The sequence below is a fragment of the Arthrobacter sp. TMT4-20 genome (assembly GCF_054510775.1).
On the sequence record NZ_JBTNDW010000009.1, the window covers coordinates 70395 to 97250 of the forward strand.

26 protein-coding genes are annotated in these 26856 nt (G+C 64.2%); 6 read left to right on the forward strand and 20 right to left on the reverse strand.

From position 1 onward, the window contains the following. The first annotated feature begins 11 nt into the window (after positions 1-11). Positions 12-1091: a GTP 3',8-cyclase MoaA gene (gene moaA / locus ACX80Z_RS10300; RefSeq protein WP_019483458.1), complete on the forward strand. Its 1080-nt coding sequence runs from the start codon at positions 12-14 to the stop codon at positions 1089-1091. Beyond that, entirely contained in the window at positions 1092-1355 is a 264-nt protein-coding gene (locus ACX80Z_RS10305; RefSeq protein ID WP_019483459.1) for a MoaD/ThiS family protein, read from the forward strand. A 101-nt stretch (positions 1356-1456) separates the two neighbouring features. Here the strand turns inward: ACX80Z_RS10305 and ACX80Z_RS10310 are convergent, their stop codons facing one another. The 8 genes from ACX80Z_RS10310 to truB form a co-directional block, all read right to left on the reverse strand. Then, positions 1457-2923, reverse strand: a complete 1467-nt coding sequence (locus ACX80Z_RS10310) for a M16 family metallopeptidase (protein ID WP_459315823.1) — start codon at positions 2921-2923, stop codon at positions 1457-1459. A gap of 3 nt (positions 2924-2926) precedes the next feature. Beyond that, entirely contained in the window at positions 2927-5197 is a 2271-nt protein-coding gene (locus tag ACX80Z_RS10315; protein WP_459315824.1) for a polyribonucleotide nucleotidyltransferase, read from the reverse strand. Between the two features lie 283 nt (positions 5198-5480). Beyond that, on the reverse strand, positions 5481-5750 hold the full coding sequence (rpsO, locus tag ACX80Z_RS10320) for a 30S ribosomal protein S15 (protein ID WP_019483462.1): 270 nt from the start codon (positions 5748-5750) through the stop codon (positions 5481-5483). Positions 5751-5868: 118 nt separating this feature from the next. Then, positions 5869-6861, reverse strand: coding sequence for a bifunctional riboflavin kinase/FAD synthetase (locus ACX80Z_RS10325; protein WP_459315825.1), 993 nt, complete (start codon positions 6859-6861; stop codon positions 5869-5871). 60 nt (positions 6862-6921) lie between these two features. Further along, a complete protein-coding gene (locus tag ACX80Z_RS10330) occupies positions 6922-7593 on the reverse strand; it encodes a DUF4345 domain-containing protein (RefSeq protein WP_459315826.1) in 672 nt (223 codons plus the stop codon). Between the two features lie 53 nt (positions 7594-7646). Further along, a complete protein-coding gene (locus tag ACX80Z_RS10335) occupies positions 7647-8126 on the reverse strand; it encodes a hypothetical protein (protein ID WP_459315827.1) in 480 nt (159 codons plus the stop codon). Beyond that, a complete protein-coding gene (locus tag ACX80Z_RS10340; protein ID WP_019483466.1) occupies positions 8123-8494 on the reverse strand; it encodes a hypothetical protein in 372 nt (123 codons plus the stop codon). Before ACX80Z_RS10340 ends, ACX80Z_RS10335 begins: the two co-directional genes overlap by 4 nt. Then, positions 8491-9378, reverse strand: a complete 888-nt coding sequence (gene truB / locus ACX80Z_RS10345) for a tRNA pseudouridine(55) synthase TruB (protein ID WP_443110860.1) — start codon at positions 9376-9378, stop codon at positions 8491-8493. The genes ACX80Z_RS10340 and truB overlap by 4 nt, the downstream gene beginning before the upstream one ends. 69 nt (positions 9379-9447) lie before the next feature. On the opposite strand from truB, the gene ACX80Z_RS10350 reads away from it, so the two are divergent. Together ACX80Z_RS10350 and ACX80Z_RS10355 are read left to right on the forward strand one after the other, a co-directional pair. Continuing rightward, positions 9448-10617 (forward strand): pyridoxal phosphate-dependent aminotransferase, encoded by a 1170-nt coding sequence (locus ACX80Z_RS10350; protein WP_459315828.1) that lies wholly within the window; start codon positions 9448-9450, stop codon positions 10615-10617. A 176-nt stretch (positions 10618-10793) separates the two neighbouring features. Further along, positions 10794-11981, forward strand: coding sequence for a ScyD/ScyE family protein (locus tag ACX80Z_RS10355; protein ID WP_459315829.1), 1188 nt, complete (start codon positions 10794-10796; stop codon positions 11979-11981). 80 nt (positions 11982-12061) lie between these two features. Here the strand turns inward: ACX80Z_RS10355 and rbfA are convergent, their stop codons facing one another. The 5 genes from rbfA to ACX80Z_RS10380 all read right to left on the reverse strand — a co-directional run bounded on the left by rbfA (position 12062) and on the right by ACX80Z_RS10380 (position 17896). Further along, positions 12062-12514 carry a 30S ribosome-binding factor RbfA gene (gene rbfA, locus ACX80Z_RS10360; protein WP_459315830.1) on the reverse strand — a complete coding sequence of 151 codons (453 nt, stop codon included), beginning with the start codon at positions 12512-12514 and terminating at the stop codon, positions 12062-12064. Between the two features lie 250 nt (positions 12515-12764). Continuing rightward, the gene (gene infB, locus ACX80Z_RS10365) at positions 12765-15704 is read right to left on the reverse strand and encodes a translation initiation factor IF-2 (protein ID WP_459315831.1); all 2940 of its coding nucleotides are present in this window, start codon (positions 15702-15704) and stop codon (positions 12765-12767) included. Between the two features lie 152 nt (positions 15705-15856). Next, positions 15857-16108, reverse strand: a complete 252-nt coding sequence (locus ACX80Z_RS10370) for a YlxR family protein (protein WP_237715314.1) — start codon at positions 16106-16108, stop codon at positions 15857-15859. Positions 16109-16255: 147 nt separating this feature from the next. Continuing rightward, the gene (gene nusA / locus ACX80Z_RS10375; RefSeq protein WP_019483472.1) at positions 16256-17227 is read right to left on the reverse strand and encodes a transcription termination factor NusA; all 972 of its coding nucleotides are present in this window, start codon (positions 17225-17227) and stop codon (positions 16256-16258) included. Continuing rightward, on the reverse strand, positions 17228-17896 hold the full coding sequence (locus ACX80Z_RS10380) for a ribosome maturation factor RimP (RefSeq protein WP_459315832.1): 669 nt from the start codon (positions 17894-17896) through the stop codon (positions 17228-17230). A gap of 105 nt (positions 17897-18001) precedes the next feature. Between ACX80Z_RS10380 and ACX80Z_RS10385 the strand changes: the two genes are divergently transcribed. Together ACX80Z_RS10385 and ACX80Z_RS10390 are read left to right on the forward strand one after the other, a co-directional pair. Continuing rightward, the gene (locus tag ACX80Z_RS10385) at positions 18002-19147 is read left to right on the forward strand and encodes a DUF4439 domain-containing protein (protein ID WP_459315833.1); all 1146 of its coding nucleotides are present in this window, start codon (positions 18002-18004) and stop codon (positions 19145-19147) included. A 79-nt stretch (positions 19148-19226) separates the two neighbouring features. Beyond that, positions 19227-20264, forward strand: coding sequence for an aminoglycoside phosphotransferase family protein (locus tag ACX80Z_RS10390; protein WP_459315834.1), 1038 nt, complete (start codon positions 19227-19229; stop codon positions 20262-20264). 18 nt (positions 20265-20282) lie between these two features. Here the strand turns inward: ACX80Z_RS10390 and ACX80Z_RS10395 are convergent, their stop codons facing one another. The 7 genes from ACX80Z_RS10395 to ACX80Z_RS10425 all read right to left on the reverse strand — a co-directional run bounded on the left by ACX80Z_RS10395 (position 20283) and on the right by ACX80Z_RS10425 (position 26752). Beyond that, positions 20283-21086, reverse strand: a complete 804-nt coding sequence (locus tag ACX80Z_RS10395; RefSeq protein ID WP_459315835.1) for a sulfite exporter TauE/SafE family protein — start codon at positions 21084-21086, stop codon at positions 20283-20285. Positions 21087-21095: 9 nt separating this feature from the next. Beyond that, entirely contained in the window at positions 21096-22895 is a 1800-nt protein-coding gene (locus tag ACX80Z_RS10400) for a proline--tRNA ligase (protein WP_459315836.1), read from the reverse strand. 106 nt (positions 22896-23001) lie between these two features. Continuing rightward, positions 23002-23799 carry a hypothetical protein gene (locus tag ACX80Z_RS10405; protein ID WP_459315837.1) on the reverse strand — a complete coding sequence of 266 codons (798 nt, stop codon included), beginning with the start codon at positions 23797-23799 and terminating at the stop codon, positions 23002-23004. After that, positions 23796-24734 carry a GNAT family N-acetyltransferase gene (locus ACX80Z_RS10410; protein WP_459315838.1) on the reverse strand — a complete coding sequence of 313 codons (939 nt, stop codon included), beginning with the start codon at positions 24732-24734 and terminating at the stop codon, positions 23796-23798. The genes ACX80Z_RS10405 and ACX80Z_RS10410 overlap by 4 nt, the downstream gene beginning before the upstream one ends. Next, complete coding sequence (gene ispG / locus ACX80Z_RS10415; RefSeq protein ID WP_116779093.1) at positions 24688-25854, reverse strand: flavodoxin-dependent (E)-4-hydroxy-3-methylbut-2-enyl-diphosphate synthase; 1167 nt, start codon at positions 25852-25854, stop codon at positions 24688-24690. Before ispG ends, ACX80Z_RS10410 begins: the two co-directional genes overlap by 47 nt. A 45-nt stretch (positions 25855-25899) precedes the next feature. Next, complete coding sequence (locus tag ACX80Z_RS10420) at positions 25900-26190, reverse strand: YciI family protein (RefSeq protein WP_019483480.1); 291 nt, start codon at positions 26188-26190, stop codon at positions 25900-25902. 19 nt (positions 26191-26209) lie between these two features. Then, on the reverse strand, positions 26210-26752 hold the full coding sequence (locus ACX80Z_RS10425) for a hypothetical protein (RefSeq protein WP_459315839.1): 543 nt from the start codon (positions 26750-26752) through the stop codon (positions 26210-26212). Positions 26753-26856 lie beyond the last annotated feature (104 nt).

Here is a 26856-nt window from a genome sequence, read left to right on the forward strand (position 1 = left end):
AATCTCGAGGGATGGGAATTGAACTGGGTATGCCGCATATCGGGGTCCAGCGTCCCTCTGATGCCGGGCCGGGGCTGATTGACAGTTTCGGCCGCAAGGCCACTGACATGCGCCTGTCGCTGACCGACAAATGTAACCTGCGCTGCACCTATTGCATGCCCGCCGAGGGTCTTGACTGGCTGCAAAAGTCAGCCGTGCTCTCCCGTGAGGAGATCGTCCGGCTGGTGCGGATCGGCGTTGATTCCCTCGGGGTGCGTGAATTGCGCCTGACGGGTGGCGAACCGCTGGTGCGTGCCGACCTGCTGCAGATCATCGGCGACATCCGCGCCAACCACGCGGACCTGCCCATCTCCATGACGACCAACGGCCTGGGCCTGGACAAAAAGGCTCAAGCCCTCAAGGACGCGGGCCTGAGCCGGATCAATGTGTCGATGGATTCGCTCCACCCCGATACGTTTGCCCAACTGACCCGCCGGCCGTTCCTCGACCGGGTGCTGCGGGGTATCGAAGCTGCGGCGGAGGTGGGGCTTGGCCTGGTCAAGATCAACGCCGTCCTGATGCGCGGGATCAACGACCATGAGGCGCCCGAACTCCTCGAATGGGCGGTGTCCAAGGGATTTGAGCTGCGTTTTATCGAGCAGATGCCCCTCGACGCGGACCACGGCTGGACCCGCGACGGCATGATCACTGCCCTCGAGATGCGGACCCTGCTGGAGCAGCAGTTTGTGCTGACCCCGGATCCGCGCAACCGGGACGGCGCCCCCGCCGAGCGCTGGGAGGTACGCCGAATCGCGGCCCCTGACATCGTCGTCGGCACCGTGGGCATTATCGCCTCGGTGACTGAGCCGTTCTGTGCCGACTGCCGGCGAACCCGCGTCACCGCCGAGGGCAAGATCATGAGCTGCCTATTTTCCCGCGAGGAGACCGATCTACGGGATCTGCTGCGGTCGGACGCCGACGACGACGCGATCGCCGCACGCTGGCAGGACGCCATGTGGGCCAAGCCGAAAGCGCATGGGATGGGCCACGTGGGTCTGGGTTCGGACGATTTTGTCCAGCCGGACCGCAGCATGAGCGCGATCGGCGGCTAGATGCTGATTCGATATTTCGGCGCCGCGCAGGCCGCAGCCGGTACGGCAGAAGAACGACTCGACCTCGACGCAGCGACGCTCGAGACGGTCCTGGCACACCTCACCGCCCGGTACCCGCTGCCGGTTCGGGTGGGCGGGCCGGCGATGCCCGAGGTCATCGCCCGGAGCAGCTTCCTGCTGAACGAGGTGGCTGCCCGTGACCGCGGCCGGGTGCTGGCCGCCGACGACGTCCTGGATATTCTGCCGCCCTTCGCCGGGGGCTAGCAGCACACGCCCAGCCGCGCTGGGCAGACAGCCTTAACCATCAATGACGCGCCCCTGACGTTCGGGGTGCGTCATTGATGGTTAACAGCTGTGCAGGACCGCTAGTGGCCGAAGTCCGCCGGGGCGTCGAACGGGCCCACAACGGTAATCGTGCGCGGGGCGGCAGCCAGTTCGGCAGCCAGTTCCCGCACCTGTTCCTCGGTGACGGCGTTGACCCGTGCCAGCACCTCATCGAGGCCGAGGAACTCCCCCGACACCAGTTCTGCCCGGCCGAGGCGTGACATCCGAGACCCGCTGTCCTCCAGTGCCAGTACCATGCCGCCGGAGAGTTGCCCGACGGCTCGACGCAGCTCATCGGCGGAAATCCCGTCTGCGGCGAGCCGGTCCAGCTCGGCACCGAGCAGCTCAATGACCTGACCGGTCTTCGCCGGTGAGCACCCCGCGTACATGGCGAAGTAGCCAGCGTCGGCGTAGGAGGCGGAGAAGGAGTAGGTCGAATAGACGAGCCCGCGCTTCTCGCGGATTTCCTGGAAAAGCCGTGATGACATCCCGCCGCCCAGGACGGCGTTCAGCACGCTCATCACGAACCGCCGGTCGTCGGTGGCGGTGATTGACGGGCAGCCGACCAGAATGTTTGCCTGCTCCACCGCACGCCGAATGACCCGGATTCCTCCGGTGCTTTCAATCGGTACCGGCGTATCGGAACGACGGGCCACGGGCAGTGCATCGTTCTCCAGCGTCCAGCCGGCGGTCCGCAGCGCGTCGAGGACGAGCCCGCAGACCACTTCGTGGTCCAGTCCCCCGGCCGCGGTGACGACCAGTTCCGATGGTCGGTAATACTGGCGGTAGTGAGCCAGGACCGAGTCGCGGGGCACTGCCTTGATGGCGTCGGGGGTGCCACCGATGGGGCGACCCAGTGGATGGGACCCGAGCACCGCTTCGACGAATTCTTCGTGGGCGACGTCGGCGGGGTCATCGCTGTCCATCGCGATTTCCTCGAGGATGACGTCGCGTTCCTGCTCAAGTTCGTCGGCGTCAATCACGGCGCTGGTCACCATGTCGGCGATCACGTCGATTGCCATGGGCAGATCAGCGTCAAGCACCCGGGCGAAATAGCACGTGTGCTCCTTCGCCGTGGCAGCGTTGGATTCACCGCCCACCTCGTCAAACGCTTCGGCAATCTCGAGCGCAGTGCGCCGCGTGGTGCCCTTGAAGAGCAGGTGTTCAAGGAAGTGAGTGGACCCGTGCTGGCCTTCGGCCTCATCCCGGGATCCGACCCCCACCCAGAAACCGATGGTCGCGGACCGCTGGCCGGGCATTGCCTCGGTCAGGACGCGCACCCCGCCGGGAAGTACCGACCGGCGGACCACGGCGCCGCCCAGCGTCCCAGCGACGAGCGTGGGATCGTGGCCGGCACCCGCACTGTCCGCGGAAGGCGCAGGGGTGGGCAGCAGCGGCAGGACGATCGACGTCGGCCCAGTGCGGTTCTCGTGTGAAACGGCCAACGGCCCTGCTCCCGACGTGGTGTCGGGAACAGGACCGGAGGCATTGTTAGCTGATACAACCATTCGCTAGTTGTCGTCACCCTCTGCTGAGCCAACTGAGACAGTCGAAGCGTCCGCGTCAGCAGCGTCGTCGGCAACCACTGGGGAGAGCGAAAGCTTTCCGCGGTCATCGATCTTGGTGATTTCGACCTGGACCTTCTGGCCCACCGAAACAATGTCGTCGACGTTGTCGACGCGCTTGCCGTTGGCCAGCTTGCGCAGCTCGGAGATGTGCAGCAGCCCATCCTTGCCCGGGGTCAGCGACACGAAGGCACCGAAGGTGGTGGTCTTGACGACCGTACCCAGGTACCGCTCGCCAATCTCAGGAACCTGAGGGTTGGCGATGGCGTTCACTGCGGCGCGTGCAGCCTCGGCCGCACCACCGTTGGTGGCGCCGATCAGAACCGTGCCGTCATCTTCGATGGAGATGTCAGCGCCGGTGTCTTCCTGGATCTGGTTGATCATCTTGCCCTTGGGGCCAATGACCTCGCCGATCTTGTCAACCGGGATCTTCACCGAGATGATGCGTGGCGCGAACTCGGAAAGCTCGTCCGGCACGTCGATGGCTGCCTCAAGGACACCCAGGATGTGCAGGCGGGCTTCACGGGCCTGCTTCAGGGCTGCGGCGAGCACTGAGGCGGGGATTCCGTCGAGCTTGGTGTCCAGCTGGATGGCTGTGACGAACTCGGCGGTACCGGCAACCTTGAAGTCCATGTCGCCGAAAGCATCTTCAGCGCCAAGGATGTCGGTCAGTGCCGCGTAGCGGGTCTGACCGTCGACGACGTCGGACACCAGGCCCATGGCGATACCAGCGACGGGTGCCTTCAGGGGCACACCGGCGTTGAGCAGCGACAGGGTTGAAGCACAGACCGAGCCCATCGACGTCGAGCCGTTGGAGCTCAGCGCCTCGGAGACCTGACGGATCGCGTAAGGGAATTCCTCACGGGTCGGCAGGACCGGCATCAGGGCGCGCTCGGCGAGGGCACCGTGACCGATTTCGCGGCGCTTCGGCGAACCGACGCGACCGGTTTCACCGGTGGAGTAAGGAGGGAAGTTGTAGTTGTGCATGTAGCGCTTGCGCGTCACCGGCGACAACGAATCAATCTGCTGCTCCATCTTGAGCATGTTCAGCGTGGTGATTCCCATGATCTGGGTTTCGCCGCGCTCGAAGATCGCAGAACCGTGAACGCGAGGCAGGACCTCGACCTCGGCGGTGAGCTGACGGATGTCGCTCAGGCCGCGGCCGTCGATACGGATCTGATCCTTGAGGATGCGCTGGCGGACAACGCTCTTGGTGACCGACCGGAACGCGGCAGAGAGTTCCTTCTCGCGTCCTTCGAACTGCCCGGCGAGGTCAGCGGTGACGCTGTCCTTGAGGGCGTCCGAGGCGGTGTCGCGCTCTTTTTTGTCAGCGATCTGGAAGACCTCGGTCAGCTTGGCTGCTGCTGCCGACTCTACTGCTGCGAAGACGTCGTCCTGGTAGTCAAGGAAGACCGGGAAGTCGACGGTTGGCTTGGCTGCGCGGCCGGCAAGGTCAGCCTGGGCGTCACACAGGGCGCGGATGTACGGCTTTGCCGCTTCCAGGCCGTCGGCGACGATCTCTTCGGTCGGTGCGGTGGCACCGTCTTCCTTGATGAGCTTCCACGAGTTGTCGGTGGCTTCAGCTTCCACCATCATGATGGCGACGTCGTCACCCTCGGGTCCACTGACCACACGGCCGGCAACGACCATGTCGAAGACCGAGTTCTCCAGTTCGGAGTGCTTCGGGAAGGCGATCCACTGATCCTGGCCGCTGCCATCGGAGACGAGTGCCACGCGGACACCACCGATCGGACCGGAGAAGGGGAGGCCGGAGAGCTGCGTGGACATCGAGGCGGCGTTGATGGCAACGACGTCGTATCGCACGTCGGGGTTGATCGCCAGGACGGTGACCACGATCTGGACCTCGTTGCGGAGGCCCTTCACGAAGGCCGGGCGCAGCGGGCGGTCCATCAGCCGGCAGGCGAGGATCGCCTCGGTGGAGGGACGGCCTTCGCGGCGGAAGAAGGAGCCTGGGATGCGCCCTGCGGCGTACATGCGCTCTTCAACGTCGACGGTCAGGGGGAAGAAGTCGAAGCCTTCGCGGGGGTGCTTGCCAGCGGTCGTTGCTGACAGGAGCGCTGTGTCTTCGTCGATGTAAACCATTGCGGCGCCGGCTGCCTGCTGTGCAAGGCGGCCAGTCTCGAACCGTACGGTGCGCTTGCCGAACCGGCCGTTGTCAATAACGGCTTCGGCGAATTGAATTTCGGGACCCTCCATAGAGAGTCACCTCCGTTTCTGTTTGGGCTGGTGCCCTGCCGGAACCTGATCACCGTTCAATGCGGTGATGCTCGCACCCGGTCTTCGATCGAGATCCACGGGGACTCACGCGTGCTCTGCACTGTTCTGCGCTGCACGGTCGTCTGCTCCCGGAGACCACTACCGAGGACCGCGAATGCGCGGTGCCTGCCTGGCTCCATGTGTTTTTAGTTGTTTGTGTGGCCGGTGGCCACATGTGGAAGGCGGCTCCTTCCCTCAGGAAGGACCCGCCCCACGTGTGTTACTAGCGGCGCAGGCCGAGACGCTCGATGAGCGTACGGTAGCGCGTGATGTCAGTCTTACGCAGGTAGTCCAGCAGACGACGACGGCGTCCAACCATCAAGAGCAGGCCACGACGCGTGTGGTGGTCGTGCTTGTGCATCTTGAGGTGTTCGGTGAGGTCGAGAATACGGCGGGACAGCATCGCAATCTGCACCTCAGGTGAGCCGGTGTCGGCTTCCCCGGTTGCATATTCCTTAATGATTTCCTGCTTGATAGCGGCGTCAAGGGCCACAATAACTCCTAGAGTTGTACCGTGAACAAGTTCCCTGGTCTTGCCGACAGTCGCCTGCCGAACCAAAGACACAGAAAGATCCAGCCACCACGGACTGCAGCCGGATCCACGGTCCAGTTTACCTGCTGAGGCGTTGTTCTGTCGAAAGGACCTCGCGGGTCTCTTCGACGTCGAGCCGCATCTGGGCGATCAGCGTGTCGGGCCCGGTGTAGGCCACCATTCCCCTCAACCGACGGGTGAACTCCACGATGATGATCTGTCCGTACAGGTCGAAGTCGGAAACGTCTTCCTTGGGGCGATCAATGACGTGTGCTTCGACGTGGCGGCTGACGCCTTCGAAGGTGGGGTTCGATCCGACCGAAATGGCTGCGGGCCAGCGGGTGCCGGCTTCGTCGACGAGCCAGCCGGCGTAGATCCCATCGGCGGGAATATAGCCGCCGGAGGCTGGTGACAGGTTGGCGGTCGGGTAGCCCAGTTCACGGCCGCGGGCCGCGCCGTGGACCACTTCGCCGCGCATCCGGTGTGGCCGTCCGAGGATCCGCGCGGCAGTTGCCACGTCCCCGTCTTCCAGGGCCTCGCGGACCCAGGTGGAGGAACAGCGCCGATCGCCGTCGGCCTCGGTGGGATCGGTCGGGCTGGCGCCGAAGTCGTCGATGACGATCACCTCGAAACCGAGTTTCTGTCCCAGTTCGCGCATCGTACCGAGGTCGCCGCTATTGTCCCGACCGAAGCGGACATCGTGACCGATCACCACGGCGCGGGCGTTGAGGGCGTCGACGAAGACCTTTTGGACGAACTCTTCCGGCGTGTTTGCCGCCAGTTTCAGCGTGTAATGCATCATCAGCAACGCCTGGATCCCGGTGGTGGCGAGGGTCTCGATGCGGTCCTCAAGACCCATGATGAGTTCCGGCGCCTGCTCCGGCCGATGCACCTTGGCGGGGTGGGGCTCAAACGAGATGACTACCGCTGCGGCGTCGCGGTCGCTTGCCGCGGCGACCAGCTGTTGCAACACCCGCTGATGGCCGAGGTGGACACCGTCGAAATTGCCAATGGTGACCACCGATGGACCAAAACCATTCGGAACACTGGTCAGGTCATTCCAGTAGTACACGCATCTCCTCTTTCGTTGTAAACCGCCCCCGGGCCCGGGGTGCAGCGCTGACCGCCGGTCTTAGCCGCGTGCTGCGTACTCGTTGCGGATTTCGGTGGTCTTGGCGATGTACCGGTGCCACACCAGCAATGCTGCCGGGAAGGCGAGTTCAATGACCATCAGGATGATCATCATGTAGTGGGGGGTGCCGGAGAACGCCCAGGACAGGACCCGGCCGATACCGCCGATGAAGACCATCAGGCAGACCATCCAGAGCATGTTGGCCCACTCAAACTTCACGCCAATGGTGATAAACGCGGCTCCCACACCGACCATCATCGCCGAGAAAAAGCGGAACTGGCTTTCGAGCGTGGGGCTGGGGTTCCCAATATCGGTGTCAGGCACGCCCGAGGTTCCCGTGATCAGGTAGAAGGCGCCGAAACCGGCGAGGATCAGACCCACCAGGACGACGACAGTCCTGAAGACGCCCCACTCCCCCTTGGGCGACTTGGGCTTGGCGGTCTTCTTTCCGCTCTTCGCAGCGGTTTTGGGTGCCGACGACGGCGTCCCTGCCTTCGCCTGCGCTCCGGCCGGGCTGGCGGGCTGGCCCGCGGTCCGCCCGGCGGCATGGCCCGGAGCCTGAGCGCCCGTTGGCCGTGGCTGCCCGGCGGAGGGGCTTCCCGGCGCGCTACCCGAGGCCGGGCGGGTGCTGTCCTGCGGATTGCCGGTGGGGTGGTTCTCTGAACTGGACATGATGCTCCCTTTAACTGGCTCCAGCATTAATTGGTACTCCTGCAGTCATACTCTCACGCAGCGGGGCTGATCCGCTCGGTGGTCTGCACCGTTGGTGTTCCCGGCCGATTCAGAAAAAGCCACCAGAGGCCAAGGATCGGCAGAACCAGCGGCACGAAGCCGTATCCCCTGCCGAACAGGGACCACACCGTGTCACTGGGAAATGCCTCCGGGTCGAGGAGGCTGAACAGCCCGACCGTGAGGACACCTACGAGTTCCAGACCCACCGCACCGACTGAAATCCAGTACCAGCGTTTCCCCGGCATCGCCAGGGCCACGGTCGCCAGGACGTAGACGACCGCGGCAAGCGCGGTCAGGAGGTAGGCGAGTGGCGCCTCACCGAATTTGGTGCCGATCTGGAAGGCTGCGCGTGCGGTTGCCGCGAGGGCGAAGACCCCATACACGGCAATCAGCAGGCGTCCCGGCCCGCTGTTGCGGTGCCGGGAGACAGCAGCGCTGTTCTCGGGGCTGTGGTCGGTGCTGTTGTCGGTCACAGGGGCACCCGATCCCAGATTTGTTCCATCCGGAACAGCATAACGAAGACAGTGATCCCGACGGCGCCCAGCACCAGGTTGCTCCACCTGCTGCGCTCCAGGATGGCCCACCAGAACCCGGCCACGGGGATGCACAGTGCGGTCAACAGGTAGCCCCAGAACTCCCAGGCCTCCCCCGCGATTGCCTCACCACCGGCCTGCCTGATGATGGCTGCCACCCCATAAACCAGGAGAAACAACTCAACAGCTGCGACCGAGAGGATGGTGATGTCATTCGGTGGCTGCCGGATCACCGCAGCACCGAAGCAGATCACGGCCGACGCCAGGCACACTATGACGCCGGCGATAAAGAACCCGTCAACGATCACTGGGCAGAGCCGTTCCCGGGAGCGAAAACCAGCAGGGGGCGGGCCCGGTCTGACGAGTTCTTGAGGAGGGCGATCAGGGTGCCGTCGGGGGCGAACGCGGCCACCGGACCGTCGTCGGGCCCGGCCGGGATGAAACGCCCATGCGATAGATCGAGTGCTTCGGCCGCGGAAAGTTCGCGGGGGGTGAAGAGCACCCGCGCCGCATCGTTGATGGGCAACAGTCGGAGATCGGTGGCCAGTTCCTCCAGGGTTGCCGACTGTTCCAGCGAGTACGGACCCACTTGGGTCCGGCGGAGTGCCGTCAGATGTCCGCCGACGCCCAGTGAACCGCCCAGGTCCCGGGCCAGCGCCCGAATATAGGTCCCCGAACTGCATTCGACTGTGACATCGATGTCCAGCAACGTTCCATCGCCCTCCGCGCTCGTCACGGGCCGGATGTCGTGGATATCAAAGCGGTGGATGGTGACCGGGCGTGCCGCGAGGACGACGTCCTCCCCGGAGCGAACCCGGGTGTAGGCGCGCTGCCCGTTGACTTTGATGGCGCTCACGCTGCTGGGTATCTGCTGTATTTCACCGGTAAGCGCTTCCGCCCCGGCACGGACGGCCTCGGCGGTGATGCCCGCGGCGTCGGCGGTTGTAACCACGTCGCCCTCAGCGTCGTCGGTCACCGTCGACTGCCCCAGCCGAATGGTGGCCGTATAGGTTTTGGACGTACCGACCACATAGGTGAGCAGCCGGGTGGCCCGGTTGATGCCGACCACCAGCACGCCTGTTGCCATCGGATCGAGGGTGCCAGCGTGGCCCACCTTACGGGTCCCGGCGATACCGCGCATTTTGCTGACGACGTCATGACTGGTCCAGCCCTGAGGCTTGTCCACGATTATTAGTCCTGAGTGGACTTGCCCGGAATTCACGCCTCTCAGTATAGGGCGACGCGGGGATACGCTTGCCCAATGCCGAAGATCTCGTCCCACGCCGATTCGCTCCCAGCCAACCAGATCCGTGAAATCACTCAAGCTGCCTGGGCGACGCCCGGTGCAATTGTGCTGAGCATCGGCGAACCGGGGTTTCCGGTGGCTCGCCATGTTCTGGAAGCCGGGATGGCGGCGTTGGACCGGGACGAGACCAACTACACACCCAATGCTGGCATCGCCCCCCTGAGGGAAGCCTTCGCCGCCCGGTTCAGCGCACAGAATGCGGTCGACGTGGACCCGGGTCGGGTCTACGTGACAGCGGGGGCCCAGCAGGGACTACACCTGGCCATGAGCCTGCTGCTCGACGTCGGCGACGAGGTGCTGATCCCCAATCCCGGTTATCCCACGTTTGGAATGACTGCCGGTCTGCTGCACGCCGTACCCGTGGAGTACCCGCTGCACGCCGAGCACGGGTTCCAGCCCCGGGTGAAGGACCTCGAGGAACTCCTGAGCTCCCGCACCCGGGTCATCGTCCTGAACTCCCCGTCGAACCCGCTCGGTGCTGTCTTCAGCGAAGGCCTGACCCGTGAGCTGATGGAATTCGCCCAGGCCCACGACCTCTGGGTTATCTCCGATGAGTGCTACGAATCGTTCACCTATGACGTCCCGCATGTCAGCCCCGCCCGTTTCGATAGGGCGGGAGCAGACAGGGTTTTCACCTCCATCACCCTGTCCAAGACCTATGGGCTCACCGGGATTCGGGTCGGAGCGCTCATTACGCCCCCGGGCATGCAACAGCAGCTCGACAACGTGATGGAATCGATCGTGTCCTGCGTGGCGGCGTCGTCGCAGTATTCGGCGTTGGCAGCGCTGACCGGCCCGCAGGATTATGTGGCGACGGCGCTGAGCCACTACCGGAGCAACAGGGACGCGGCTTCGGCTGTGCTGCAATCGCTGGGCATCGACTTCCTGGACGCCGAGGGCGCCTTTTACCTGTGGGCTGACTTGTCGCACGCCACGGACGGCGACGTCCGGAAGTGGGTGCACGTGCTGCTTCGCGAACAGGGCGTGGCGGTGGCGCCCGGGACCGCGTTTGGTTCGATTGGCGAAGGGTGGATCCGCATTTCGCTTTGCGGCGACTCAGCCGAACTCATCGACGGTCTCTCCCGCCTTCCGGCACGGCCTCGCGGCGACCACTCCGCTGCCTGAGAATCACCTTTGCTGATATTTACATAGATTTTGACTGGGTTTATCCTGTGAGTGTTTCAGGTGTTTTACCGTCTTAGGCGACGCTCGCGCGGACAGAGGAAACATGGGGTGCGCTGCGTACTCGCCAGGACAAGGGTCTCACGTTGTTAATTTCGTCAATGTCGAGGAGATACACCGTGAAAAAAGCAACCTCCGCCGCGCTCGCATCAATTGCGCTTGCGGCGACCCTGGGCCTTGGAGCCGGCCCCGCGCATTCCCGGGAGTACAGCAAACCCCTCCCCACGCCTGGCAAGACCACCACCCTGGCCGATGGACTCCTGTCACCCCTGAGGCTGGCCCTCGGAGATGGGAAATCGGTCGACGTCGCCCAGTCCTTCGGCGGGACCATCGACCGCGTCACGGCGGATGGTTCGATCCAGCAACTCGATGCCATGCCCGGCTACTTTTCCGGATCAGTGTCCCGCTTCGGGGGGACTACCTATTACACGATGACTGTCGGTGCGGGTGAGGGTGTACCGGAGGCCAATGAATCGCTCCTGAAGTCGGTCGACAAGCGGGGCAAGATCAGGACCATCGCCGACATCGCCGCGTATGAGCGTGCGGCGAATCCGGACGGTGGGACCATCTACGGGTTCAGGGATCTGGACGAGGAGTGCCTGGCCGCGCAGATCAATCTGGGTCCGTTCGCCCGCTACCCCGGCGCACAGGACTCCAATCCCTACGCCACCGTAGCGATGCGGGGCCACATTTTCGTCGCTGACGCGGGAGCCAACGCGATCTTCAAGGTCGACCGGAGAGGAAACGTGTCGACGGTGGCGCTGCTGCCAGCTATTCCGGTCAAAATCACCGAGGAGAAGGCCGCCGCACTCGGCATCGATTCGTGTGCTGTTGGCTTCACCTACTATCTGGAACCCGTCCCCACCGACATTGAAATCGGCTGGAACGGCAGGCTGTATGTGACCTCGCTGCCGGGCGGACCTGGGGATCCTTCGCTGGGCGCCTTGGGATCGGTGTTCTCCGTCAACGCCTGGCAGGGCACCACCAGACAGGTGGCCAGCGGCCTGGTGTCGCCCACCGGTCTGGCCATCGACAAGAGTGGAAACCTCTACGTTGCCGAGTTGTTTGCCAACCGGATCTCTCTTATCCCTCGCGGGTCCTCCGAGCCGCAACCACTGCTCGAAGCGACCCTGCCCGGAGACGTGGAACTGCGCGGCTCCACCCTGTACGCCACCACTGATGTGCTCCCGGGCGAGGACACTCCCCCGGACGGCAAAATCATCAGGGTAAAACTGAAGGGTGGTCACCACTGGGACAAATCGGGGGTTGAACCGACCGGCGACAACGCCGACCTCAACCAGGACTAGTTCCCGGCGAACTTAAGGACAGCAGGGTGGGACCGCGTGTGCGGTCCCACCCTGCTGTCATGGTGTCTGGTTATTAACCGTTACTTCGACGAAACCTCGTCGGCGTCGGCGTCCTCGTCCGGCTTGCGATACGGATCAGCGTCGCCAGCGAACTTCGCGCCCTGGGCAATGGCCGCCACCTCTGCATCGCGTTCCCGCGCAGTGCGCAGCAGCTCTTCGAGATGGCTTGCGTTGACCGGAATCTCGTCGGGGACGAATTCCAGCGTCGGAGTCAACCGTGCGGTAATGTTCTTGCCCACCTCTGACCGCAGCACTCCTCGCGCCGACTCGAGGGCGGTGCGGGTAGCAGCCTGTTCGTCCGCGTCGCCGAACACCGTGTAGTACAGGGTCGCGTGCTGGAGGTCGTTGGTCACGCGTGCGTCGGTGATGGTGACGGCCTCAAGCCGTGGATCTTTGACCCGGCGGCGCAACGCCTCAGCAACAATTACCTTAATCCGTTGTGCAAGCCGTGAGGCCCGGGCCGGATCTGCCATAACTAACTCCTCTTGCCTAAAATACTTACCTATAAATCGGGAACTTCAAGGACGCCGGCGAGGACTGTCGTCGTCGCAAGCCCCCGAACGTGCCGCCAAGCCGAGAAAGCCTGACCGCCCCACTCGGACGCCCGGGAATCCGGGGCGCCTATGGTTGGTGGGCGTCTGAGCGAACGCTCCGGACGAAGTCCGCGTGCGGGCGCGAAGTGGGCAAAGGCGCCCCGGATTCCGGGGCGCCCTAGCTCACAACCTAGACGCGCGGCTTCTCGCGCATCTCGTAGGTTTCAACGATGTCGCCTGCCTTGACGTCGTTGAAGGACCCGAGGCCGATACCACATTCGAAGTCCGTGCGGACCTCGGTGGCGTCGTCCTTGAAGCGACGCAGGGACTCGATGGTGAGGTTGTCGCCGACAACCGTCCCGTCGCGGACCAGGCGTGCCTTGGAGTTCCTGCGGATGACGCCCGAGCGGACGATCGACCCGGCGATGTTGCCGAACTTCGATGACCTGAAGACTTCCCGGATCTCTGCGGTTCCGAGCTGTGCTTCTTCGTACTCTGGCTTGAGCATGCCCTTGAGCGCTGCTTCGATGTCATCGATTGCTGCGTAGATGACCGAGTAGAAGCGCAGGTCGACGCCTTCGCGGTCGGCAAGATCTGCCACCCGCTCGGCTGGCCGGACGTTGAACCCAATGATGATCGCTGAGTCAACGGTCGCCAGGTTGACGTCGTTCTGCGTGATGGCGCCGACACCGCGGTGAATAACCCGCAGAGCAACTCCATCGCCCACATCGATCTTGAGCAGTGAGTCTTCGAGTGCTTCGACAGCACCCGAGACGTCGCCCTTGAGGATGAGGTTGAGGGTGTCGACCTTGCCGTCTGCAACGGCCTGATCGAAGTCCTCGAGGCTGATGCGCTTGCGGCGCTTCGCCAGGGCTGCGTTGCGGTCGGCTGCTTCACGCTTCTCAGCGATCTGGCGACCGGTCCGCTCGTCAGGCGTCACCAGGAAGGTGTCACCGGCACGAGGCACCGTGGAAAGACCCAACACCTGCACGGGGCGGGACGGGCCAGCCACCATAACGTTGTCGCCGTCTTCGTTGAACATGGCACGGACGCGTCCGTGAGCCACACCCGCAACGATCGTGTCGCCGACGCGCAACGTTCCGGACTGAACCAGAACCGTTGCGACAGCGCCGCGACCCTTGTCCAGGTTCGCTTCGATAGCGATACCGCGGGCGTCCTTGTTCGGATTGGCTCGCATGTCCAGTGCCGCATCGGCGGTCAGCAGGACCGCTTCGAGCAGTTCGTCGATGCCGTCGCCCTGAAGCGCCGACACATGAACGAACATGGTGTCGCCACCGTATTCTTCGGGAACCAGACCGTATTCGGTGAGCTGGCCCTTGACCTTGTCAGGGTTCGCTCCTTCACGGTCCATCTTGTTCACCGCGACAACGATCGGCACATTGGCTGCCTGAGCGTGGTTCAGCGCCTCAACCGTCTGAGGCATGACGCCGTCGTCGGCTGCGACAACGAGAACCGCGATGTCGGTGACCTTGGCACCTCGGGCACGCATAGCGGTGAACGCCTCGTGACCGGGGGTGTCAATGAACGTGATGGCCCTTTCGGTGCCCTCATGCTCGTGGTCGATCTGGTAGGCACCGATGTGCTGGGTGATCCCGCCGTGTTCGCCTTCGACGACGTTCGACTTACGGATCGCGTCCAGCAGTCGGGTCTTACCGTGGTCAACGTGACCCATGACGGTGACCACTGGTGGCCGGGCCTCGAGCTGGGTGTCGCCCTCGGCTTCGAGTTCGGCGTCGATATCGATGTCGAAGTTGCCCAGGAGTTCCCGCTCCTCGTCCTCCGGCGAAACGACCTGGATCTTGTAGCCCAGTTCGGTGCCGAGCACCTCGAAGGTACCTTCGTCGAGGGACTGGGTAGCGGTAGCCATTTCACCGAGGTGGAACAGGACCGTGACCAGTGCCGCCGGGTTCGCATCTATCTTCTCGGCGAATTCGGAGAGTGATGAGCCGCGACGCAACCGAACAATGGTGTTGCCGTCGCCGCGGGGTACGCTGACGCCGCCCAGGGACGGAGCTGACATCTGCTCCAGTTCCTGACGCTTCGCGCGCTTCGACTTGCGCTGCTTGCCGCGTCCTGCACCGCCCTTACCGAAAGCGCCGGCAGTGCCGCCGCGTCCGCGACCGCCCTTACCGAAGCCACCGCCTGCGGGTGCACCTCCACCTGCACCGGGGGCGCCACCTGGGGCGCCACGGCCCGGTCCGCCGCCTGGACGGGCTGCGCCACCGCGACCGGGTGCTGCTGGGCGTTCGGTGCGGTTCGGCATCATCCCCGGTGTGGGGCGTGAACCTGCTGCACCGGCTGCTGGGCGGGGACCGCCCGGACGGGCTGCTCCCGCTGCGGGGCGTGGGCCACCTGCACCGGCCGCTGGGCGTGGGCCACCTGCACCCGCTGCTGGGCGCTGGCCACGCTCGTCGTCGCGACGTCCTGGGCGAGGCATGCCCTGTGATGGTGCGAACGGGTTGTTGCCTGGCCGGGGTCCGCCTGAACGATCGCCGTCGCCGCGCCCTGAACGGGGCATGCCCTGTGAGGGTGCGAACGGGTTGTTGCCTGGCCGCGGTGCACCGGGGCGAGCCGCACCGGGACGCGCGGCTGGAGCCTGCGCCTCGGCTGGCTTCGGTGCCGGGCGAGCGCCCGGCTTGGCTGCCGACGATTCTTCCTTGGCCGCTGGCTGGGCTGCTGGTTCCGCTGCCGGAGCCTGCGGTGCCGCTGGTGCCGCAGCCGCTGGTGCCGTAGCCGCTGGCTCGGGCGCCGCTGCTGGGGTCTCCTGGCGATCCTTCGCCGGTGCCTTCGGCCCTGGAGTGGCCGATGTTGCTGCCTTCGGTGTGGCAGCCTTCGGTGCGGCGGGGGTGGAGGACGCCGGGGTTGCTGCGGGTGCCGAAGCTGCCTTTTCGGGCGCTGGGTCGGCCGCAGACTTGGCTGGTGCCGGTGCGGCTGGAGCTGCTGCCGGTGCCGCTGCTGGGAAAGCGCCGCGAAGTTTCTTCACGACGGGCGCCTCAATCGTTGATGAGGCGGAACGGACGAATTCGCCCAGTTCCTGCAGTTTGGCTACTGCATCTTTTGAAGTAATTCCGAGCTCTTTGGCGAGCTCGTGTACGCGGACCTTAGCCACATTTCTCCTGTCTCGGTCCGCACCGAGTCAGGCACGAACCGTCTAATTCCTACTGCAGACCACAGTTGCCGGGGCAACCGAAAAGCCATTTGCAAAGCTCAACAGATTTTTCATCGTTGGGCACTCATCGCTGGGTACTCATCGGGAATCCATCAGTTTTCTGACCCGCTTTCAGGGAGGACGGTTTGTTTAGGGTGGCTTCCTAGTGAAGCTTCCTTGAGTGCGTGAAGTCGATCCTCAACGTCGCGAGTTTCAACCTGGCCCCGGAAGGCACGGTTGAACGCACCGCGTTTGAGGGCCTGCTCCATGCACGCCGGCTGGGGGTGCAACCACGCACCTCTACCGGAGAGTCGGCGGCGATCGTCAATCACAACGGCATTGGAGCCGTCCAGATTTCCTTTCACCAACCGCAGCAAAACAGCCTGGTCATCACGCTTCCGGCAACCTACGCACGTTCTAATGGCGGTTTGTTGGGATGGCAATGACCTAAGCCTCTTCCATTCTAGCGCTTTTCAGCTGGCAAGGCCGCATCTGCGGCACTACCGGGTTGTTCAGGCCTTGGCGGCGTCGGACACGATGTCGATCCGCCACCCGGTCAGCTTGGCTGCCAGCCGCGCATTCTGCCCCTCTTTGCCGATGGCCAGGGAGAGCTGATAGTCGGGAACAACAACGCGTGCCGACCTGGTGCTCTCATCTGTGATCGTCACCGACGACACCCTGGACGGGGAGAGGGAACTGGCAATGAAGGTGGCCGGATCGTCGCTGTAGTCAACGATGTCGATCTTCTCATCATTGAGTTCGTTCATGACTGCCCGCACGCGTGAGCCCATCTCGCCGATGCATGCCCCCTTGGCGTTGACCCCAGGCACCTGAGCCTTCACAGCAATCTTTGTGCGGTGTCCTGCTTCGCGGGCCAGCGCCACAATCTCGACCGTGTGGTCGGCGATCTCCGGCACTTCCAGTTCGAACAACTTGCGGACGAGCCCCGGGTGCGAGCGTGACAGGGTAATCGAGGGGCCCTTCATACCGCGGTGAACGTCGACGACGAAGGCTCGCAGCCGCGAACCGTGCAGATATTTCTCGCCTGGCACCTGTTCCGGCGGCGGCAGCAACGCCTCGACCGATCCGAGGTTGACCTGGATCATGTGGGGGTTGGTGCCCTGCTGGATCATGCCGGCAACCAGTTCGCCCTCCTTGCCGCGGAATTCACCAAGGATGTTGTCGTCCTCGGCGTCCCGGAGCCGCTGCAGGATGATCTGGCGGGCGGTGCTCGCAGCGATCCTGCCGAAACCGGTGGGCGTGTCGTCGAACTCGCCGACGGCGGCGCCGTCGTCGTCGGTCTCAGTTGCCCAGATGGTGACGTGGCCGCTCTTGCGGTCCAGTTCCGCCCGCGCGGTATCCTGCGATCCGGGGGTCTTGTGATAGGCCACCAGGAGGGCCTGCTCGATGGTCGGAATCAGGAGCTCAAGCGGAATTTCCCGTTCTCGTTCCAGCAGCCTTAGCGCACTCATATCAATATCCATTTAGGCCTCCGAAGCTGTATTTTTGGTGGGGCGGGCATCGTGCTGGATGCCTTCGTCCCCGGTGTCGTCAAGATGCGTGTCGTCAAGATGCGTGTCGTCAAGATGCGTGAACTCGACCTGGACGGTGCCCTTACGGATCTCGGTGAACAAGAGCGTCAGGGGGTCGCCGGTTTTGGGCTTCATCCCCTTTTTCACTGGTATCTGTGGGGACAACCGGATGCCGTCGTCGTCAACTTCCAGCAGCCGGCCGGTCACGTCGTCGCCCTTGAGCCGGCGGACCGTGACCATGCGTCCCTTGTTGCGCCGCCAGTGCCGGGGCTGCGAGAGGGGGCGGGAGACTCCCGGGGAAGACACCTCGAGGCTGTACGGACGCCCATGGTCGTGTGGGTCGGCGTCCATCGCGAGTGAGACGTCGTGGGCCACATCCGAGATCAGGTCCAGGTTGACTGACCCAGTCTGATTCTCCGGCAGGTCTACCACCACGTTGACGATACGGTCCGATCCCGCGGATTTGATCTCTACGGCCTCCAGAAAGAGCCCGTGCCCCTCGACCGTGGGCAGCAGCAGCGCTGTGAGCCTCACCGATTCCGCCTCGACGTCCGCGTCAGGAGCTTGTTGCTGCAGCGTGTTTGCCGCAGGCGGACTGTCATTGCCCGGCCGAACCGCCATTACTGCCTCCCACTCGATGATGTTGTAGCTCTAGGGTACCGACTTTCCGGCGCGTACGGTGTATCAGCCGGAGAACGACCGGGGATCATGACATCATCAAGAGTTGTGAAGGATTCTGCTGACACCCGGCGTTCCGGCTTCCGCGGCACCCTGCGTACTCTCGCACGGCGAACCCTACGGACGGTCGCGCTCCTTCTCGCCTTCACTCTGGTGGTTGCACTGGGATTGAACCTGGATGGTCCCCCCGCTGATGGTCCGCCACCGCTGTCCTTCACTGAAGAAGCGCAATTGGGTGCAGAATCCCGGGCAGCGGACCTGGCTGCTGCTGCGACAGCGCTTTCGGTCGCTGTTTCTTCGGGCGGTGCCGCTTCAGACGGAGCCTCTTCAGACGGTGCCGAATCCGAACTGAGCGGCACCTATGCCGAAACGGCTGGCATCCTTCAGGAGCAAGCCGATGCCCTCTGGCACCCGGTACTTTCGGACCCGCCCGTCACCTCCGCTCCCACTGCCGCAGGTTTGTCGGAACCCACCGTCGCAGCCGAGTCAACGGCAGCTCCCACCCCGACACCCACACCGGCCGGTTTCGTGGCAGACCTGTTCAGCTCCGCACAGCAGAACCTCAACGCTGCTGTGACGGCGGAACCAGGGATCGCACGGCTACTCGCGTCGGTTGGCGCCAGTCAACGACGCCAGGCGTTAGCACTCGCCGACCTGCAGGGCCTGAAATCGCCGCCACCGGGACCGTTGCCGAGCGTCGCCGCTGGGCCGTCGCCCACCTGCCCTGCCCCGATACCTCGAAACGGGACTGCGGGCGGCTCCACCCCGCGCGCTGGAACTAGCCCCGAAGATCATCCGGAGGCTGATCTGCTTGGCGAGGCGGTTGCCGCCGAACACCGGTCCGCCTATGCGTACGAGGTCGCTGCGGCCCGTGGGGCTGAGCCGTCGACCCTGGTCGAGTTCGCGGCCGAGCACGCCAGCGCTGCCGGCGCCGGCGAGACCCTGCTGCGGACCATCACCTGCCCTCAACCCGGCCCCCAGGCGCCGGCATTTGCCCTCGACGCGGCGTTCTTCGACGACCCTGAGGCGACGCTCGCCGCCCTGAACACTGAGCTCATGACCATGTACGTCGACATGGTCGGTTTGACCGACGGCCCCGCCCGGCGCTGGGCCGTCCAACGATTCAGTGATCTTGCCCACCATCAACACCTGGCCACCGACGCTGTTGAAGCGTTTCCCGGCATTCGCAACTGACCTGCCAAGGGCAACCCGCGGTGCGACCAGCCTTGGGCAATGCCGCACCGGGCAACACCTGAAGCCTAGACTTGGCCTCGTGGAACTCCCTGGAATTGAACTCCCGGCGGCCTTGGTTCGCAACGCCTCACGGCTGCCCGGCGGGCGCGCCTGGCTGAGCCGGTGGCAGGACCTGGTTCACAGCGCGCTGGCTGAGTGGGAGCTGACCCTCGATCTACCCGGCGGGAGACGCCCGTGGTTCGGCAGCGCCGCCGTCGTGCTGCCCGTGCACCGGGCTGACGGTAGCCGGGCGGTCCTGAAGGTCACAGTCCCCCACGATGAAGCACTCCCCGAGCCCGACGCTCTGAAGCTTTGGGCTGGCTGCGGGGCCGTCAAACTGCTGGAAGCCAGCCGGGAGGACTACGTTCTGTTGCTGGAGCGACTCGACGGGGACCAATCTCTCGCAGGGGTGCCGCTGGCAGAGACAGCCGGGATCTGGGGTGGCCTGGTGAAGGATCTGGCGTTGGCTCCGGGTAGCGGTGAGCTCTGGCAGGACATTCCATCGGTGGCCGCCCAAGCGGAAATGTGGACGGACACTCTCCCGGCAGACTGGGACCGGCTGGGCCGTCCGTTTGAACGCTGGCTTCTTGAGTGTGCCCTGGAGGTCTGCCAGGTGCGCGGAGCTGTTGGACGACGCTCTGAGCGGGACGTACTGCTGCACTCCGACCTCCACTACCTCAATATCCGGGCCCGCCCTTTCCCCGCCGGCGCGATCGTTCCGGTCGGTGTGGCGGATGCCCCGGCGCCTGCTCCCAGCTACGTGGCCATCGATCCGAAGCCGGTTGTCGGGGACGCGGAGTTCGCCGTCGCACCGATGCTATGGAACCGGACTGGAGACCTGTTTCCGGGTGATCCTGCGGGCCATCTGCGGGAGCGGTGCTCCGATCTGGCTTTCGCCGCTGATCTTGACCCGCTGTTGGCGAGGGACTGGTCGGTGGTCCGTGAGGTGCAAAACGCACTTTCGGCCGTGGAGTCGGGGAACCGTGACGACGCGCAGCGTTCCCTCTGGGTGGCAAGTACGCTGCTGCGTCGGCCCCTGCCCGAACTGCCGTCGCCAGCGGACCTGGTCAGCCCCTAGCCCGCATCCGGACTGGATCTACAGTGCCGGTCGGATGTTCTCGACCCAGACGTCGTAACCGAGTTTGGCGATCAGCGCCGCGACCACCACGAGGAAGACGATCCTGATGAATTTGCTGCCCTGGGTGATGGCCATCCTCGATCCGAGATAGCCGCCGGCCATGTTGGCCAGGCCGAGTACCAGCCCGAGACCCCAGAGCAGCGACCCGTTGGGCAGGAAAAACATCAGCGCACCAAAGTTGGTGGCCAGGTTCACGATCTTGGATTTGGCGCTGGCGTCCAGGAAGCTGTAGCCGAGCAGGGTGACCATCGCGATGATCAGGAATGATCCGGTACCGGGGCCGATCAGCCCGTCATAGAAGCCAATGACCAGCCCGATCGCCGCGGCTGTTCCATAGTGTCGCCCGCCGGTGTGGCGCAACTTTGTCAGGGTGCCGACGGTTGGACGGAACGCGGTGAACACCGCGACGGCGATGAGAGCGGCGACGATGATGGGCTTGAAGACCGACGACGGCAGTGACGTCGCGATGATCGCGCCACCGAACCCACCGACCAGGGCGATTCCTGCCATCGGTAACGCAGTCTTGAGATCGGGTCTGGCCCGTCGATAGTAGGTGATTGCGCTGGTGGTGGTGCCGAAAAGCGAACCCATCTTGTTGGTGGCCAACGCCTGCACCGGGGTAATCCCGGGTACTAAAAGGAGGGCGGGGAGTTGCAGCAGCCCCCCACCGCCGACCACCGCGTCGACCCAGCCCGCAGCGAACCCTGCAACCACCACCAGCAGGATCGTCGCGAGCTGGATCTCCTCCAGCCCGGAATTCAAGCTGTCCTGCTAGGCGCTGACGAGGCGGCGAAGGTATTCCACTACCTCAGCCACTGCTACGTTCTCTGCCTCGCCACTGCGGCGGTCCTTGACCTCCACCACTCCATCCGCCAGACCGCGCCCGACGACGACGATGGTCGGTACGCCGATCAGCTCGGCATCACCGAACTTTACCCCCGGGGACACCTTGGGGCGGTCGTCGTACATGACGTCAAGACCGGCGGCCGTCAGGTCTTCGGCGAGCTGATTGGCTGCTGCGAAGATTTCCTCGCCCTTGCCCGTAGCGACCAGGTGGATATCGGCCGGGGCTACGTTTCGAGGCCAGATGATGCCCTTGTCATCCCGGTTGGATTCGGCAAGCGCCGCAATCGCACGGGTCACCCCCACCCCATAGGAGCCCATGGTCACGGTGGCAAGTTTGCCGTTCTGGTCCAGGACCTTCAGTCCTAGCGCTTCAGCGTATTTGCGGCCGAGCTGGAAGATGTGGCCCATTTCGATGCCGCGGGCGGCCTTCAGCGGTCCGGAGCCGTCGGGCGCTTCGTCGCCGTCGCGAACCTCGACTGACTCGATGACCCCATCCCAGGCGAAATCGCGGGACGCGACCAGGCCGAACACATGTTTGCCGAAGACGTTGGCACCGGTGATCCAGGACGTGCCGGAGACCACCCGTGGGTCCACCAGATAGGGGATCCCGGTGAGCCCGTCCGCGCCGAGTACCGGAGCATCAAGGCTCAGGCCCGGCCCGATGTAACCCTTGACCAGGCCCGGGTGTTTCCGCAGGTCCTCATCGGAGGCCGGCTCCACCATCACTTCGCCACCGACCTCGAGGTGCGGCGCGAGATTCGCTTCGACGCGCTTCAGATCGACGGTGCGATCACCGGGCAGCCCGATAATAACCAGACGGCGTTCACCGGTGGGCAGGACTGCTGCCAATACGACGTTCTTGAGGGTGTCAGCAGCCGTCCAGGGGCCGGCGTCCCGCGCCAGGACCTCGTTCGCGTGGCTGACCAGCGTGTCGATGGTTGGGGTGTCGGGTGTGTCCCTGATTTCTGCCGGGGCCGCGTCGGAGAAATCGATGTCCTCGGGCACGACGGTGGTGACGGCCTCAACGTTCGCGGTGTAACCGCCTTCGGATGCGACGAACGTGTCCTCGCCGATTTCGGAGGGGTGCAGGAACTCTTCGCTTTTGGATCCACCCATCGCACCGGCAGTCGCGGCCACGGGGACCACTGTCAGCCCGAGCCGCTCGAAAATCCGCAGGTAAGCGCTGCGGTGCAGCTGGTAGCTGCGCTCCAGGCCGGCGTCGTCGATGTCGAAGGAGTAGGAGTCCTTCATGATGAATTCGCGTCCCCGCAGCAGGCCGGCGCGCGGCCGCGCCTCGTCCCGGTACTTGGACTGGATCTGGAACAGGCTCACCGGCAGGTCCTTGTACGAGTTGTACAGGTCCTTGACCAGCAGCGTGAACATCTCTTCATGGGTTGGGGCCAGGAGATAATCCGCGCCCTTGCGGTCCTGCAACCGGAAGATGCCGTCGCCGTACTCGGTCCAACGGTTGGTTGCCTCGTAGGGCTCTTTGGGGAGCAGCGCAGGGAAATGCACTTCCTGGGCGCCGATGGCTGCCATTTCCTCACGGATAATGGTCTCCACCTTGCCGAGCACCCTCAGGCCGAGCGGCAACCAGCTGTAGATTCCGGGGGCAGCCCTGCGGATGTAGCCCGCACGCACGAGGAGCCGGTGACTGGCTACCTCGGCGTCGGAGGGGTCCTCGCGCAAGGTGCGCAGGAAAAGGGTTGAGAGTCGAAGGACCACGCGTTTAAATCCGTTTCTTCAGCACTGGCTGCCAAGGCAGCTTAATCAGATACCAATCTATCCGTTTCGGGCAGCGCCCGGTGACACGCACCCTCGCCGCAGGCGATTACAGGGATCGCAGTGCGGTTATTGTCGCGTCGACGAGACTTTCGCCGCGGGCCAGATCCTGCGCAACGTCACCCGAACTGCCGATCGTCACGTTGATGGTGGTGGTTCCGATCAAGGCGGTCAGTGACACGGTCTCCTGAATTGTCCCGGGAACCTGCACCACGGTCCTGACCGCGAAGGTTTCATCGGCATTGGTGCTGGCCGTCAGCTCCGTCACCGCCACCGAGACCTCCTCTCCCCTGATCTCCATGTCGAACGCCGAACACTCGGCGAGCTGGGTCCGGTTGGCCTCGATTTGATCCTGGATTGATTCGTCCGATTTCTGGCTGGTCAGGCTGACCGAATCCGGTTGCAGGGAAGAGGCCCCGGCAAAGGTCATCACGCCGAGGGTGGCGCTCAGGGCCTGCCCGGCGAGGTTCGGATCGGCGAACACGTCGCATTCCTCCGGGGTCACGGTCAGGTCGCTTGTTCCATCGTCGGCCCCGTTGACGAGCTCCCGAATGGCCGAATCGTCAAGGATAACCCCGGCAAGGGATTCCTGCTCATCGACCGCTTCCAGTGCCATCTCTAGCTCGGTTGCCGTGTACTCGTTGTCCTGGCCGGGCGTCGGGGCGCTGCCCGGGTCGGCGCCGACCGGCGGGTCTGCGTCTTCAGTCGGCTCTGCTGGGGTTGGTGCGGCGGGCAGGGTGGCAGGGGCGGGCAGCTCATCTGTTCCCTCATCCGCGGTGCAGCCGGTGCCGACGATCAGGACGGCGCAGGATAGAACAGTCAGCCAACGCCGGCCTGCGGTGCTCACAGGAGGACCGTTGCGAAGGTCCCCACTTCGCGGAACCCAACCGTCTGATAGGCGGCCAGGGCCCGGCTGTTGAATGAGTTGACGTACAGGCTCACCACCGGGGCGCGTTGCTGTGCAGCGAGGACGACGGCGGCAAGGTAGCTGGCGCTGAGGCCCTGTCCGCGGTACGCCGGGTTCATCCAGACACCCTGAATCTGGACGGTGGTGCTTGAGACAGTACCCAGTTCGGCTTTGAAGATTACCTGGCCGTCGTCGTCGAAATCGGCGAGCGACGCCTGCCGTCTGACCAGTGACGCCACCCGACGCCGGTAGTGTTCTCCCCCGCCAGTGAAGGGCGAATATCCCACTTCTTCTTCGAACATGGCGGCACACGCCGGAACTATGACGTCCAGTTCGTCATCCCGGGTGAATCTGAGGCCCGCGGCGGGTTCCACCTTGGGTGTCCCAGTGATCGCCAGCAACGGCTGGGAGGGGCGTACATCAAATGGCTCGGGGCTGTACTCGCGCAGCGTGGACCAGATGGCCAGGACGGCTTCGGCTGGCCCGAAAATGGAGGAGAACTTCCGCCCTGACTTGCCCAGGTGGGTGCCTAACGCTGCGCCATCGGCCTCGGAAACCCCGATGGGTACCAGGTTGACGCCCGCCCAACACGCTGCAACCAGGTCGCCGTTCCTGAAAACGCCGATCACCTCGCCGCCGGCGTAGGACGGCGAGAGGCCGCGGGAGGCTTCCAGGTGCGAGGCGATGAACACGTTGGCGGTGGGATCACGGTCGACCAGGCGCCCGAGTGCTTCGTTGTGTTCCTTGTCGAGCGTCACGAACCCGTCGGGCACAACCGCATCAGGTGCCCCGACCCGTCCGGAAGTGTCGAGCTGCCCGGAGTGTGCCCTAACTGACGGTAACCATGGGGCCACCCTGGCCAGCAGTCTCGCCATCGGCTTCCCCCATCTCCTCAGCTATTCTCATTGCTTCTTCAATGAGTGTCTCAACAATCTGGTCTTCGGGAACAGTCTTGATGACTTGTCCCTTAACGAAGATCTGGCCTTTTCCGTTGCCGGAGGCGACGCCGAGATCGGCTTCACGCGCTTCGCCTGGGCCGTTCACGACGCAGCCCATCACTGCCACGCGCAGCGGGATTTCCATTCCCTCAAGGCCCGCCGTTACCTGCTCAGCGAGGGTGTACACGTCCACCTGGGCGCGGCCGCAGGAAGGGCAGGACACAATTTCCAGCTTGCGGGGGCGCAGGTTCAGCGACTGCAGAATCTGGTTTCCGACCTTGATTTCCTCGACTGGAGGGGCCGACAGGGACACACGGATGGTGTCGCCGATGCCCTTGGACAGGAGCGCTCCGAAGGCCGTGGCTGATTTGATGGTGCCCTGGAAGGCGGGGCCTGCCTCGGTGACGCCGAGGTGGAGGGGCCAGTCGCCGCGTTCGGCAAGCAGCTCGTAGGCGCGGACCATGATCACCGGGTCGTTGTGCTTGACGGAGATCTTGAAGTCGTGGAAGTCGTGTTCCTCGAAGAGGGACGCTTCCCAGACCGCGGATTCCACCAGCGCCTCGGGTGTTGCCTTGCCGTACTTTTCCATCAGACGAGGATCGAGCGAGCCGGCGTTGACGCCAATGCGGATCGAGGTGCCGGCGTCCTTGGCCGCGGCGGCAATCTCTTTGATCTGGTCGTCGAACTTGCGGATATTGCCGGGGTTGACCCGAACCGCCGCGCAGCCGGCGTCGATCGCTGCGAAGACGTACTTCGGCTGGAAGTGAATGTCGGCGATGACGGGGATCTGCGACTTCCTGGCGATAATCGGCAGTGCTGCGGCGTCGTCGGCCGATGGGCACGCAACACGCACGATGTCGCACCCGGTGGCGGTCAGTTCAGCGATCTGCTGCAGCGTCGCGTTGATGTCAGTGGTCGGGGTGGTGGTCATGGACTGGATGCTGATAGGCGAATCCGATCCCACCCCCACTGAACCCACTTTAATCTGCCGGGTTTTCCGGCGGGGGGCAAGGACGGGCGGTGGTGCGGCTGGCATTCCTAAACTGACCGAGGTCAAAGGATCCTCCATGTGTAGTTCATCGGTACAACGAATTTTGTGGGCTCAGGCATACTGCGAGAACTGGCCGATGCCGGGCTTCCACTCGGTGGCCTTGACTGCGGCGATGGCGCCCTCGAGCGCGAACGGATCCTGGCGGAGGAGGTCGTTGAGCGACTGCTCGTCGTCGGCGGTGAAGATCAGAAGGGCTCCTGCTCCGTCGGTGAAGGCGCCGGCGGAGAGCACCCGCCCGTCGCTCACCAGGCTATTGAGCCAGTCGCGGTGAGCCGGTCGGTGCTCGTCGCGTAGGTCGGAGCTATCAGGGCCGTATACATATTCCACTGCGAAAACACTCATAGAACCACCTTATACGTGATTACAACAGGTACGCCGCCGCGAAGGCGGCAACCCCGGCGGCCCATAACAGCGATGTCAGGGTCCCGATGATGAAACGCTCGGCAACTGCAGGGGTTTCTTTCAGCTCTGCGTACCTGCCGAGACCTTTGATGGCCACCACATACGCGATCGCCACCGGTTCGTTGGCGAGGATGGCCCCCGCAACACCAAGACGTTCGAGAATGCCGATGACGAGCCCGCCACGAAGAACACCCGGTCGAGGTGCCGGCAGGCCCCCCGGTGTCGCTGGTGCCGGTCTTGCTGGTGCCGGTGTTGCCGGCGCCGGTGTCACTGGGTCGTTTTCCGGCGGGTCGGGAATCACAATTCCCGGGGTCTTTTCAACCACGACAGGCGCTGCAGGCCCCTGCTGATCTACCGTTCCCTGGCGCTCAGCCGTTTCCTCGCCACCCGGCGCCTTCTCGTGTTCGTCGACTGAGCGAGCGAGCTTCAGCACGCCTACGGTTACCGGCCAGCCAACGCCGGCTGCCACCAGCAGGGTCAGTATCACCCACAGCACTTCCATGTCGGCCCTCGTCTTCCTGTCGTTACACCGGGACTCTACAGTCCGCGTCCGACATTCCACTTCCGGAGCCTCTTCGGGGCTATGCCTGACGTTCCACGTCCGGA